This is a genomic window from Gramella sp. AN32 (assembly GCF_023718305.1).
GTDB lineage: Bacteria > Bacteroidota > Bacteroidia > Flavobacteriales > Flavobacteriaceae > Christiangramia > Christiangramia antarctica.
This window is the reverse complement of sequence record NZ_QEYO01000004.1, coordinates 256,533-271,285: the sequence shown is the minus strand read 5'-3', so window position 1 is coordinate 271,285 and position 14,753 is coordinate 256,533. Positions and strand designations below refer to the sequence as shown.

Annotated in this window: 7 protein-coding genes; all 7 read left to right on the top strand. The window is 39.0% G+C overall.

All coding sequences use genetic code 11. The features are described 5' to 3' along the window. Nucleotides 1-4 precede the first annotated feature (4 nt). The 7 genes from DHD80_RS07145 (at nt 5) to DHD80_RS07115 (ending at nt 14,742) form a co-directional block, all read left to right on the top strand. Complete coding sequence (locus DHD80_RS07145; protein ID WP_251740472.1) at nt 5-3,133, top strand: glycoside hydrolase family 2 TIM barrel-domain containing protein; 3,129 nt, start codon at nt 5-7, stop codon at nt 3,131-3,133. Between the two features lie 17 nt (nt 3,134-3,150). Continuing rightward, on the top strand, nt 3,151-4,746 hold the full coding sequence (locus DHD80_RS07140; protein ID WP_251740471.1) for a glycoside hydrolase: 1,596 nt from the start codon (nt 3,151-3,153) through the stop codon (nt 4,744-4,746). Between the two features lie 5 nt (nt 4,747-4,751). Then, entirely contained in the window at nt 4,752-7,946 is a 3,195-nt protein-coding gene (locus DHD80_RS07135) for a glycoside hydrolase family 2 TIM barrel-domain containing protein (protein ID WP_251740470.1), read from the top strand. Between the two features lie 114 nt (nt 7,947-8,060). Then, complete coding sequence (locus DHD80_RS07130; protein ID WP_251740469.1) at nt 8,061-9,593, top strand: arylsulfatase; 1,533 nt, start codon at nt 8,061-8,063, stop codon at nt 9,591-9,593. 53 nt (nt 9,594-9,646) lie between these two features. After that, entirely contained in the window at nt 9,647-11,173 is a 1,527-nt protein-coding gene (locus tag DHD80_RS07125; protein ID WP_251740468.1) for a sulfatase, read from the top strand. 192 nt (nt 11,174-11,365) lie between these two features. Beyond that, on the top strand, nt 11,366-12,811 hold the full coding sequence (locus DHD80_RS07120) for a sulfatase-like hydrolase/transferase (protein WP_251740467.1): 1,446 nt from the start codon (nt 11,366-11,368) through the stop codon (nt 12,809-12,811). A gap of 365 nt (nt 12,812-13,176) precedes the next feature. Beyond that, nucleotides 13,177-14,742: an arylsulfatase gene (locus DHD80_RS07115; RefSeq protein WP_251740466.1), complete on the top strand. Its 1,566-nt coding sequence runs from the start codon at nt 13,177-13,179 to the stop codon at nt 14,740-14,742. Nucleotides 14,743-14,753: the final 11 nt, after the last annotated feature.

The following is a 14,753-nucleotide window of genomic DNA, read 5'->3' as shown; positions in this document are numbered from 1 at the left end:
ATTTATGGAAACACTAATATCAGGTTACCAAAATAAAATGTTTAAACTTAATAAGAATTATCATAATTCCAAGATTAACTTTATACTGTATTTCTTTCTTAGTTTCTTAATTATAAGTTGTAACAGCCAAACTGACAAGATAGACACCAGATTACGATCGAGCTTTGATGTCGACTGGAAATTCATCCAAAAAGATGTACCGGCAGCAGAAGGAGTAGCGTTTCACGATGAGGACTGGCGAATCCTTAACCTGCCCCACGATTGGAGTATTGAAGGAGAATATGCTGAAGATAATCCAATGGGAGCAAGATTAGGATATTTACCTGCCGGTATAGGATGGTATAGAAAAACCATTACTGTACCAGATTCCTGGAAGGATAAACATGTTGAAATTGCCTTTGATGGTGTTTTTATGAATAGTAGCGTTTGGGCAAACGGGAAAAAATTAGGAACCAGGCCTTACGGTTGGATTTCTTTTGCATACGATATTAGTGAAATTGCTCAAAACGCTGATGAAATAAGCTTTGCAGTACGGGTAGATAATAGTAAGCAGCCTGCAGCACGCTGGTATACGGGAAGTGGGATTTATGCACACACCTGGATAGATGTAAAAAATAAAACCCACATTGCCCGAGATGGCATTTTTGTGAGGACAGAAGGGGATAAGGTTTTTGTGCAAACAGATGTTGAAAGTAAAAATGTATCAACCAAAAAAGGAGTATTATCTATATCAGTTCTAGACAAAGATGGTAACACCGTAGCTAGTACTTCAAATGAAATAGAAATTGATGCAAATTCAGTATCGGACACCGAATTAACCATTACCGAACCTGAGCACTGGTCTACTAAAAACCCATATTTATATACCTTAAAAAGTGAATTATCCCTGAATGACGAAATAGTTGATGTAGTTGAAACCGAATTTGGAGTTCGCGATATTGAATGGAACGCCGAGACCGGTATGTGGCTAAACGGTAAAAACATAAAATTACGGGGGGTGTCTAACCATCAGGATGCCGGTGCATTAGGCGCAGCCGTACCCGATAAAATCCTTCGTTTTAGAATTCAACAATTAAAGGATATGGGAGTGAATGCCATAAGAACAGCACATAACCCGCAAACACCTTCATTCTATAAAATTTGTGACGAATTGGGTATGTTGGTAATGGATGAAATATTTGATGGATGGAAGAAAAAAGCAGAAAACGATTATGGCGCCCGCTTTTTTGAAGAATGGTGGAAACGTGATTTAACTGATTGGATAAAACGAGATAGAAACCATCCTTCCGTCATTATTTATAGCGTTGGTAATGAAACCGGAGGTGAAGTAGGAAAAGAAATTGTAGAGGTTTGTCATGATTTGGATCCTACACGTCCGGTAACTTCTGGTCATTCCGGTTCAAAATATATGGATGTATTAGGGGTTAACGGAAGTAGTGAAAAGAAAGGATATGTAGAGAATTTGGAAGAAGAGCAAAATGGAAAAGTTTTTATCGGCACAGAAAATACGCATACCTGGCAGGTAAGAGGATATTACAGAACAAAATCCTGGTTTAGGGACGGGTATCCAAATAAAAACCAGAGACCTTATTCGCTACCCGATTTAACAGAAGAAGAAGTATTTACTCATGATTGGATTGAAGATTCGAAGCGTAGAAATCGAAAACAAATTTTTAATTCAAGTTATGATAATGCGACGGTAAGGGTGTCTTCACGTTTAAATATTGCGCAGCTTCGTGATATTCCAGCCTATGCAGGTTCGTTTCGTTGGACAGGGCATGATTATATTGGTGAAGCTGGGTACGTTCATGGAGGCTGGCCATTTAAGGCTTTTATGGGAGGCGCAATAGATTTGGCGAATTTTGAAAAGGATTTGTATTATTTATATCAAAGCCAATGGACCAGTAAGCCAATGATCCATATTTTACCACATTGGACGCACCCTAAAGTTGATTTAGGTACAGAAATACCGATTTGGATATATTCTAACTGTGATGAAGTTGAATTGTTCTTTAACGATAAATCTTTAGGAAAACAACAACCTGGAAAAGCCTGGGATGAAATGCAATGCGAATGGATGGTAGAATGGGAACCCGGAACTTTAAAGGCAGTTGGTTATAAGGATGGAAAGGTAGTTTCTGAAGAAATAATAAGAACTGCCGATAAGCCATCAAAAATTCAATTATCAGTCGATGGTGAACCCTTAAAGGATAAAAACAGGGATATTGTACAGGTTAGGGTAACTACAACAGACTCTAAAGACGAGCCATATCCTTACGGAGAGAATAGAACGTATTTCAAAGTTCTGGGAGCAGGTAAAATAAAAGCATTAGATAATGGAAGCCCTGTAGACGTGGAACCTCATGTGGGCCCCGATAACCGAAAGGCATTTTATGGATTAACCAGAGCTTATATAGAAACTACAAATAAATCGGGGGATGTTAATTTGTTAGCCAGCGCTATTTTAGGGGAGAAAAAACTGATTACATCTAACAAAGTAAGCATAGATACAGAACTTATTAACCTGAGAGGTGATATAGTAGAGCCGGAAATTGAAATTTTTTACACTACTAACGGTAATACCCCTACACGTGATTCCAATATATATAAAGAAAGTTTTGAAGTAGAACTGGAAACCACTGTAAAAGCATTGATAGTGGTCGATGATGAAGTAATTCAGGTGTTGGAAGAAAAATTTGGGGTAAATGAAGGATTTACCTGGAATAATGGAGAGACAGAGTACAGCCAGGCAGGAGAACAGGCAGAAACAGCCAATATCAATAATGGTGAAGTTTTAACAAAAGGGAGCGGCTATAATGGTAAAGGCTATGTTAGTTTAAAGCAACCAGGAGCTGCTATTTCCTGGTACCAGGAAAATGACGGAGGCACCGGAAATGTTAATCTGTTTATTCGTTATAGCACTAAAAATCAAAACGCTGCGGGTTGTTTTGTTAAACTTACTGTGAATGATAAAGTAGTGGAAAACAAGTTTTTATTACCAAATACTGCTAATCTGGGTAATGCCTGGAACACAGTAAAAACAGCTATTCCAATAGACCGTGGGGCTAATACCATAACATTAGAATTGATAGATAATAAGAATCTTTTCGTTGATGAAATATTAGTAAAATAAACAGAACTGCGTATACAATGAAATTTAAAGGAAAATTCCCATTCAAGGCCCTGGCAATTTGTTCTATTCCAATCCTGCTTTTAACCATTTTATCAGCCTGGCGGGAAAATCCGGAAGTGAAGAAAAATTCAAATGATGGAGAAAATGAAGCTGAAGGAGAGAAGATAGTTTTAAATATTAATAGCGATATAACCTATCAAACCATAGATAATTTTGGAGCATCAGATGCCTGGTCTACACAATTTGTAGGAAACTGGCCTTCAGAAAAGAAAAATGCCATCGCAGATCTTCTTTTTAGCAAAGACTTAGACCAGCAGGGGAATCCCAAAGGTATTGGTTTGTCGTTATGGAGATATAATTTAGGAGGCGGTAGTAAGGCTCAGGGTGCAGAAAGCGGTATCGGTGACCCCTGGAGAAGAGGTGAATCTTTTATCGAACCTAATAAAACCCGGGAATATAATTGGAATAAGATGACCGGGCAGGCATGGTTTGCCCATGCGGCTAAAACCCGTGGCGTAGAAGACTTACTTCTTTTTACCAATACTCCTCCGGTTACCATGACCAGGAATGGGAAAGCCTATGCGAGTAAGCCCGATCAGTCAAATTTATCTTCTGAAAAATATGGTGAGTTTGCAACCTATTTAGCTGATGTTGTGGAAGGACTTCAACAAAAAGGGCTTCAGGTAGATTATCTTAGTCCGGTGAATGAACCACAGTGGGACTGGACAAATGCCAACCAGGAAGGTACCCCGTTCTGGAATAATGAAATTGCCGGAATTATTAAAGCTTTAGATAGAGAGTTAACTCAACGAAATATTCAGGCAAAAATAGATGTTCCGGAAGCCGGACAAATCAATTACCTGTATGAAGAAGGAAATAAACCAGGAAGATCCACGCAAATAGAGGATTTTTTTAATAAAACTTCAGAAAATTATATCGGGAACCTGGAGAATGTCAGCAAGGCAATTTCAGGGCACAGTTATTTTACAACTTCACCATACCCCAATATGCTTAACCATAGAAAAGAATTAAATGCTGCTATTCAAAATATACCGGATCTAAAGTACTGGATGTCGGAATACTGCATATTGGGTAAAAATGATGGTGAAATAAGAGGGAAAGGACGTGATTTAGGTATTGATCCCGCACTTTATGTGGCGCGTGTAATTAACACAGACCTTACCATTGCCCAGGCTTCTGCGTGGCACTGGTGGTTAGCGATATCTCCATATGATTATAAGGATGGCCTGGTTTATATTGATAAGAAAAAAGAAGACGGCAATTTTTACGAAAGTAAAATGCTTTGGGCGCTTGGAAATTACAGCAGTTTTATAAGGCCGGGATATGAGAGGATTAAAATAAACTCACCGGCATCTGATGAAGATGTTCTGTTTTCAGCCTATAAAAATCCGGAAAATGGTGAAAAAGTTATTGTGATTGTAAATTCAAAAAATAAAGAACTTTCTATTCAGGTAAAAGAAGAAGATACTCATTTAGATATATTATCTTCTTACGTTACTTCTTCAGATAGAGATCTTGAGAAGACATCTATAGCTTCAGGTAATCTTATTACAATCCCGGAAAAATCTATTACCACTTTAATATGCAAATAAAAGATATGCAACAATTCAAATTCTTATACCTCATATGCCTGGTGTGTACGGGGGTTTTTGCCCAAACCCAGCCTAATGAATGGGAAAACCCTGGTGTAGTGGATAGAAACAAAGAATCTGCACGGGCGCAATTTATTCTGTTTGAGAATTTGGCAAATGCTAAAAGTTATGATAAAGAAAAATCGAGTTATTATAATAGCTTAAATGGTACCTGGAAGTTTGATATTGTAAAAAATCCTTCCAATAGGCCTGAAAATTTCTATGAGCCGGGGCTTGATGATAAGGATTGGGCAGATATTAAAGTTCCATCAAACTGGGAATTAGAGGGGTTTGATATCCCAATTTATACCAACGTAAAATATCCTTTTCCTAAGAACCCTCCCTTCATTGGAAACACTGCAATATCTAGTGCACCGGATCAGGCTCCTGCCAAAAATATAAATATTCCAAAGAATGCTGAAAACTCTACTGGAGAAATTTATAATCCGGTAGGCAGTTACCGGACAAATTTTACCATTCCTGAAGATTGGGATGAAAAAGAAATTATCCTGCATTTTGGTTCTATTTCAGGGTATGCCAGGGTTTTCCTTAATGGAAAAGAAGTTGGGATGACCAAAGCCTCAAAAACCCCGGCTGAATTCAATGTTACTTCGTTTTTAGAAAATGGCGAAAATCTTCTTGCGGTTCAGGTTTTTAGATGGCACGACGGAAGTTATTTAGAAGATCAGGACTTTTGGAGGTTAAGTGGTATTGAACGCGATGTTTACCTACAGGCTATGCCCAAAACCACCATCTGGGATTATTGGGTAACCAGTGATTTGGATGAGCAATATGAAAACGGAATCTTCAATGTAAATGTAGATCTTCGAAAATTTAAGGGCAGCAAAATAAAAAATCCGGCAGTAAAAATTGAACTTTTTGATGCTGAGGGGAAAGAGGTTTTTTCAGAAGAAAAAAAGAAATTAAAAGCTGATGAAAATGTACAATTTAATACCAGCATTGAAAATGTAGAAAAATGGAGTGGGGAATTTCCTAATCTTTACACTTATGTGCTCACCCTTTCTGATGAAAAAGGAAATAGTATTGGTGTAATTTCAGGCAAAACCGGTTTTAGAAAAGTGCAAATTAAAAATGCTCAGCTAATGGTAAACGGGGAGCCTATTACTGTTAAAGGTGTGAATTTGCACGAACACCACGGGACTAAAGGCCATGTTCCCGATAGGGAGATGATGGTGAAAGATATTGAGTTGATGAAAAAAAATAATATCAATGCTATAAGGATGAGCCATTATCCACACGGTATTGAACTTTATCGTCTGGCCGATAAATATGGAATGTATGTGGTAGACGAAGCTAATATTGAAACCCACGGCATGGGTGCGGAATTGCAAGGGAAATTTGATAAGTCGGTACATCCAGCATATTTGCCAGAATGGAGGTCAGCGCATATGGACAGGATAAAAAGAATGGTAGAGCGTACTAAAAACCACCCCTCTATCATTATATGGTCTTTAGGAAATGAAAGTGGAAATGGGCCGGTGTTTTTTGATGCTTATGACTGGATTAAAGAAAGAGATACTACACGCATGGTTCAGTTTGAACAGGCCGGGGAAAAAAGGAATACAGATATTGTAGCTTCTATGTATCCAAGAATAGAATATATGAAGTCTTATGCGGCATCTAATGATAAAAAGAGGCCTTTTATTATGTGTGAATATTCGCATGCCATGGGTAACAGTAATGGGAATTTTCAGGAATATTGGGATATAATTGACAGTAGTCCGCATATGCAAGGTGGTTTTATTTGGGATTGGGTAGACCAGGGACTTGAAGCCTATACCGAAGATGGTGAAATGTTTTGGGCTTATGGTGGCGACTTAGGTGGTGAAAACCTTCAAAATGATCAGAATTTTAATGCCAATGGGCTAGTGGATGCAGCCAGGAAACCACACCCTGCTCTTAAGGAAGTTAAAAAAGTACATCAAAACGTCTATTTTAAGCTGGAAGGAGAGCATACTTTGGAGATTGAAAACAGGTTTAATTTCACCAATCTTGATGATTATTATTTTAAATGGGAACTTCTAGCTGATGGAGAGAAAAACTTCGGGGAAAGGTTTGAGCTTTCGCTTGCGCCGGGAGAAAAAAAGACTGTCGATTTACAGCTTCCAAAGCTTGAAGATCATGAATATTTCCTAAACGTGTATGCCTATACAAAAAATGAATCTCCCTTAGTACCCAAAGGCCATGAAGTAGCCAGGGAACAGTTTAAAATAGGAGAGGGAAGTTATTTTAAAGCCAAAGAGGAAGTTGAAGGAAAACTTCAGATTAAAAAGGAAAATGAAACAATTAGCTTTTCTACTCAGGGTGTTGAAGGCGTGTTTAATTTAAAAAAGGGAACACTTCAGGAGTATCATTTTAAAGGGGAAGTACAAAATATGATAGCTCAATATCCTGAGCCCTATTTTTGGCGAGCCCCCACCGATAATGATTTTGGGAACCATATGCCTAAAAAAGCAGCTTTCTGGAAAGAAGCTACTTACCTCAAGCAAGTACAAGATGTTGTGGTAGGAAAACAAACCTCAGAAGGATTGCCTATCACTGTGCAGTATAAATTATCTGATAGCACTGAAGTTCCTTATAAAGTGCAGTATCTAATTCAGCCTAATGGTAAAATCAAGGTTTCGGCCAGCATAGATATGACCCAAAATAACTTGCCGGAATTGCCAAGATTTGGCATGCGCATGTTGCTGCCAGGGGAGTTTAACGAACTGGAATATTACGGGAGAGGCCCCTGGGAAAATTATTCGGATAGGAACACTGCTTCATTCGTAGGAAAATATCAGGACAAAGTTGAAAATCAATATACCTGGACTTATATCCGTCCGCAAGAGGCCGGTTATCATACCGATGTTCGCTGGGTAAGCCTTCAAAATCATAATGGTGATAAATTAAAGGTTGAAGGAGTGCAACCTATTGGATTCAGTGCTTTGAATATTCCTACAGAGCAATTGGATCCCGGAATGGAGAAAGCGCAACGTCATCCTACAGATTTAGAACCTCAGGATAAAGTATTCCTGCATATAGACCTAAAACAGCGCGGAGTAGGGGGTGATAACAGTTGGGGACGATTACCTCACGATCAATACAGGTTGCTGGACGACACGTATAGCTATTCTTATATTCTATCTTTAGAAAAATAGAAGTTTAAGAATTAGAACTAATTATTTTTAATTAAAACGAACAAGTAAAAGCGACCAGGCCTATTAATAGTGAAGTTGGAGTATAGCTTAACTTCACAAAACTTTGAACGAATTATGATAAATTTTAAAACTAATTATCTCTTATTACTCACATTTCTAATGTTGATAAACCTGGGTTGCAAAGATTCATCTAAAGATGTTGCAAAGCCTACAGGAACTACCAAAGAAAAACCCAATATTGTTGTTATTTATATGGATGATCTGGGGTATGGAGATTTGAGTTCATACGGGGCTACAGAGATTGAAACCCCCAATATAGATGCCCTGGCAAACGGAGGGGTGAAATTTACCAATGCTTATGCTACTTCTGCAACCTGTACTCCCAGTCGTTATGCTTTACTAACAGGAGAGTATCCCTGGCGTAATGAGCGAGCCAGAATTTTAGCTGGTGATGCTCCTTTGCTAATTTCTCCACAACAACAAACATTACCTAAGTTACTTTCTAAAGCAGGATATCAAACCGCCATTATTGGAAAGTGGCACCTGGGATTAGGAGAAGGCGATGTAAATTGGAATGACACCATTAAGCCCGGCCCAAATGAAGTAGGTTTTGATGAATCTTATATTATGGCAGCTACCCAGGATAGGGTGCCTACCGTATATATAGAAAACGGAAACGTTGTCGGGTTGGATAAAAATGACCCTATCCAGGTAAGTTATAAAAAGAATTTTGAAGGAGAACCTACGGCGAAATCAAACCCGGAAATGTTGACTTTGAAATGGCATCATGGCCATAACAATAGTATTGTAAACGGAATGCCAAGAATTGGGTTTATGAAAGGTGGAGAAGCTGCCAAATGGAAGGATATCGATATGGCTGATCATTTTTTGCAAAAAGCGCAGGCTTACGTAAAAAGACATAAAAAAGAACCTTTTTTTCTTTATTATGCGATGCAGCAACCGCACGTGCCGAGAACGCCACATCCCCGGTTTGCGGGTAAATCGGGTATGGGGCCAAGAGGTGACGTTATCTTAGAAGCAGATTGGTGTATTGGTGAATTTGTAAAGACCCTCGAGGATGAAGGGGTTCTGGAAAATACGTTGATTATATTTTCCAGTGATAATGGGCCGGTATTAAATGATGGTTATTATGATGATGCCGTAGAGAAACTAGGTGATCACGATCCGAAAGGTGGTTTGCGGGGAGGTAAATACAGTCTTTTTGAGGCAGGTACTCGTGTGCCCTTCATTACTTACTGGAAAGGGAAAATAACACCGGGAGTGTCAGATGCTATTGTAAGTCAGGTTGATTTATCAGCATCTCTGGCCGATTTTGTTGAGGTAGAAGGAAACAAAACCGATAGCCAGAATTTGATGAGTACGTTCTTAGGGAAATCAAAAAAGGGGCGTGACCATGTAATAATTGAAGCAAATTCGAGAACTGCCTTACGCAGCGGGGACTGGTTGATGATTCCACCCTACAAAGGAAATGCGGTTAACCAAAATGTTGGTATAGAAACAGGTATTTCATCAGAGTATCAGCTTTATAATCTTAAAGATGATAGGAGCCAGCAAAATAATTTGGCTGAAGAAGAACCTTCAAAACTGGAAGAACTGGTTAATCTCTATGAGAATTTATTGAAGTAGAAAAATGGATGATTTTTTTTTAAAGCTTAGCCAATCGAAAAATTGAAACACTTATGTATAAAGTTAAGTTTATAGGAGTTTTGAGTTATTTGAGTTATCAATTTTCTGTGGTGGCACTAATTCTATTTTCTGTTACTGGGAATGCACAATCTGACTTAAAAAAAGAAACTGACCAAAGCCCAACAATTGCTAAAGATGATTATAATATACTTTGGATCGTTGCTGATGATTTGGGAACGGATATTAGATCTTACGGAACAAATATCTATACACCAAATTTAGATAGGCTGGCTTCCGAATCGGTGGTTTATAAAAACATGTTCACTACCGCAGCAGTGTGTTCGGCCAGTCGTTCAGGGATTATAACCGGCATGTACCCTGTGAGTATCAATGCCCATCAGCACCGCACAAGCTATAAAAAAGAATTGCCTGATAGTATAAAACCTATAACCGAATACTTCAGGAAGGCCGGATATTTTGTGACTAACGGGAATGGAAACCCTGAAGCCCGGAAGGCTAAGACCGATTATAACTTTAAACATACATCTGAGATGTTCGATGGAGGACATTGGAGACAGCGGCCAGATAACACTAAATTCTTTTCTCAAATACAAATATTTTTTCCGCATCGCCCATTTCATCGGGATAGTATACATCCTGTTGATCCGGATAAGGTGAAAATACCACCTTACTATCCAGACCATCCACTTATCCGAAAAGATTGGGCCATGTATTTGGAAACTGTTCAGCTTGCAGATCGTCAGGTAGGGGAAGTACTGGATCAGTTGGAAAAAGATGATCTGCTTGACAAGACCATAATTTTCTTTTTTGGAGACCAGGGAAGACCGCATGCGCGGGCCAAACAATTTTTATATGATTCTGGGACGAACACTCCTTTAATGGTTCGGTGGCCTGAAGGGAAAGCTGCAGGGACCGTTTCAAAAGAACTCGTGAGCAATATAGATATTCCTTTTTCTACCCTGAAATTAGCAGGAATTGAACCTCCTTCTTATATGCAGGGACAGGACTTTATTCGGAATGAAAATAAAAGGGACTATGTTTTTACTATGCGCGACAGGAGGGATGAAACAGTAGATAGGATCAGGGCAGTTCGCAGTAAAAGATTTAAATATATCAGGAATTATTATCCGGAAAGACCATATACTCAGTCTAATGTTTATAAGGAAATGCGTTATCCCGCACTACCATTGTTGCGGGTTTTGAATAAACAGGGAAAACTTACTGAGCAACAACAAAAATTTATTAGTGATGCACGTCCTGAAGAGGAATTTTATGACCTGGTTAAAGACCCTTACGAGATGGATAATCTTGCTGAGGTCGAAGCCTATCAGAAAGAGCTTCAAAAATATAAAGAGATCCTAAACAAATGGGTCAAAAATTATGACCTGGGCTCATACCCTGAAGCTCCTGCCGAAATAAAGGCGGCATCAGAAGAAGCTCTAAAAAGAAGAAGCAGGATGTTGAAGGAGAGAGGACTGCCCAACGATTATACCGATGAGCAAATGGTGAATTACTGGCTGAAAGAATTAAAAGTAGAAGAAAATGAGACTTCTCAATAGGATTAAAAAGGGAGTTATATAATCCAAAAGATGATGTTGGGGAGAGAAGTAATCTTGCTGCTATAAACCCTGAAAAAGTTAAGGAACTATTAGCTCTTTTAAATAAATGGAGGGAAGTTGTGGGAGCACCAATCCCGAAAAAATTGAACCCTGATTTTGAAAGTGGTTTTGAGGCTCTTAAAAGAAAGTAACATGAGAAATAAATTTAAAAACTTTTTTGTTATTAGTGTGTTATTGTGTTTGTTTTCGTGTAAAAGCAATGATAGGAATAAAGCCAGTTTTGAATCGAATACCAAAACACCACCACCGAATGTAATTGTTATAGTTGCCGATGATGCCGGTTATATAGATTTTGGCTTTATGGGGAGCAAAGATCTTGATACACCTCAAATTGATGCCCTGGCCAATGCTGGGGTAGTTTTTACCGACGCCCATGTAACCGCGACCGTATGTGCTCCTTCACGTGCAGGTTTAATGACGGGACGCTATCAGCAACGAATGGGATTTGAAGCTAATGGCACCGGTTATGGTAATTCAGGGGATATTGGCCTGGCTGATAGCGCTACTACCATGGCGACCGTTTTTCAAAATAATAATTATAAAACCATTGCCTTAGGGAAATGGCATTTGGGAGGTGAATCTTCTGACCATCCTAATAATAGAGGTTTTGATGAGTTTTATGGGTTTCTTTCCGGAAGTCGCTCTTATTTTCCTTTAGAAGAGCCATCAAAAATGAAAATGCTTCAGCATAATGGAAAACGTGTGAAATTTGAAGGCTATATGACCGATGTTCTTGGAGACAGATCGGTGGAATTTGTCGAGGAAAATAAAGAGCATCCGTTTTTTATGTACCTGTCATTTAACGCCGTACATACTCCCATGGAAGCTAAGCAAGAGGATCTTAAAAAATATAAAGATCACCCGCGCAAGGAATTGGCAGCCATGACCTGGTCTCTGGATGAAAATGTGGGGAAACTCAGAAAAAAGTTAAAGGATTTAGGTTTGCTTGAAAATACCATAATATATTTTATTAGCGATAATGGCGGTGCTTATAATAATCAATCGAAGAATGGATCTTTAAAAGGGTGGAAGGGAAATAAATTTGAAGGTGGACATCGCGTGCCATTTGTGATAAGCTGGCCTTCTCAGATAAAACAGGGAAGAAAATTTGATGGACTGACTTCAGCATTGGATATTTTCCCAACCTCAGTAGGAGCAGCAGGAATTAGTATCCCTGGTACATTAAAACTTGATGGAGTAAACCTTCTCCCATTTTTAAAAAGAGAAAAGAGGGGAGAACCACACCAAAAATTATTTTGGCGAAAGCTTGAAGAATCTGCCGCCCGGGTAGGCAATTATAAAATGATATCCCTGGAAGGTTATGGTAGCGTATTATACGATCTGGAAAAGGATTTGGAAGAAACTACAGATTTGTCTGGGAGCAAACCGGAAATTCAGCAAAATATTCTAAATGAGTTTGAAGAATGGGAATCAGGACTAATGCCACCTTTATGGGTTGAAGAGAGAGGTTGGATGGATGTGACCTACCATATACATAGGCAGCTAATGCAGAATAAGCTCATAGAGTATGCTAATCCGGCGGCAATGCTAAGACTTGAGAAAAGTAAAAAGAAATAGTAATTTTAATATGGTTAGAGTTAGAAGTTCTAATGTTTAATCTCAAGTGGGTTTAATTATCAAATAAGATTGAAATGCCTCGGGGCTTGGTCCGAGGATTATTTACTCAATTGTAAGCGGTAACATTAGAAAATATTTCAGTTAAAAATCATGTGTTGAATTAGTTTTTAGTTTAAAAGGACAATAAGGTATAGCTGCCCTTTTTACTCAATTGGTCTTTCTACCTGCAATAAGGCAAAAAAAGTATCATAGAACGCTACTTTTGAGGTAGTAAAAGCGTCATTTATCCTGTAAATTTCAAAGATAATTTTTAAATAAAGCATGTATTCATTCGCTCACCGACCCACTCAAAAGATTTCTGAACCATGAAAAAATTTATAAATTTCATTCCCGTACTGCTCATTCTTACCCAATTCTGTGGTCATTCGCAAGTAAAGCAAGGGAAAGACCAGTTCCCTAACATTATCTATATTCTCGCGGACGACTTGGGCTATGGTGATCTTAACTGCTTTAATCCCGAAGGAAAAATCGCTACACCGAATTTAGATGCTATGGCTGCCAATGGCCTCATGTTTACCGATGCCCATACCTCTTCAGCCGTATGTACGCCCACCCGGTACGGAATATTAACAGGAAGGTACAACTGGAGAAGTGAGTTAAAGAGTGGCGTATTAAGCGGATATTCGAAATCCCTTATTACCCAGGAACGTACTACCATTGCGGAAATGCTGAAGAAACAGGGATATGCTACAGCTTATATTGGTAAATGGCATTTGGGCTGGGATTGGGCATTTGAGAAGGAGGGTATTGCACAAAATATTGATAACCTGAATGCCCGGCCGGAGGTGAATTTTACTGCACCGGTAAAAAATGGTCCTAAAACACATGGGTTCGATTATTCTTTTGGCTTTTGTGGCTCGCTGGACATGGCGCCTTATGTACATGTGGAAAATGACATGCCTACTATGGTGCCAACAAAAACTACAATTTCGGTAGATGAAAAAGGAATATGGAGAAAGGGGCTTACTTCTGATGATTTTGTACATACCAACGTACTGCAGGATTTAACCGATAAGGCCGTGAATTATATTAATAAAAATGCCAAAGCGGAATCACCTTTCTTTTTATATTTCCCGCTGCCCGCACCACATACCCCTATTTTGCCTACCACAGAATTCCTGGGCAGGAGCAATACGAATATGTATGGTGATTTTGTGATGCAGGTGGACGATGTGGTCCGTCAGATTCGAGAGGAACTTAAAAAACAAGGTATTTCAGAAAATACATTGTTGGTTTTTACCAGTGATAATGGCTGTTCGCCAAAAGCCGATTTTGAAGAGCTTGCCAAAGTAGACCATGATCCCAGCTATGTTTTCAGAGGCACAAAAGCCGATATTTTTGAAGGCGGTCACCGCGTGCCATTTATTGTGGAGTGGCCTGCAAAAGCACTGAAAAATTCAGTTTCTGAAAAAACCATTTGTACCACCGACTTTTTTGCCACCTGTGCGGAATTAACGGAGTATGAAATTCCTGATACCGAAGCAGAAGACAGTTACAGTATGTTGCCGTTGATAACAGGTGAAAATGATGCCGATATTCGGGAATATACCGTGCATCATTCCATAAACGGATCTTTTGCTATCAGGCAGGGGGATTGGAAGTTAAATCTTTGCCCTGGCTCCGGAGGATGGAGCTATCCCCGGCCCCAGGATATCAAGCAACAAAATCTTGATTTACCGCCTATGCAATTGTACAACTTAAAAGAAAATATTGAAGAAACACACAATCTTATAGCTGAATATGCAGAGAAAGCGGCGGAGTTAAAAGCCGCGCTTAAAAAAATTATTCTCGATGGAAGGAGTACACCTGGGGTGGTTCAGGAAAATGAAGGAATGGATGACTGGAAACAAATTCAGCCACTTATTGAATAATCCGAATAATA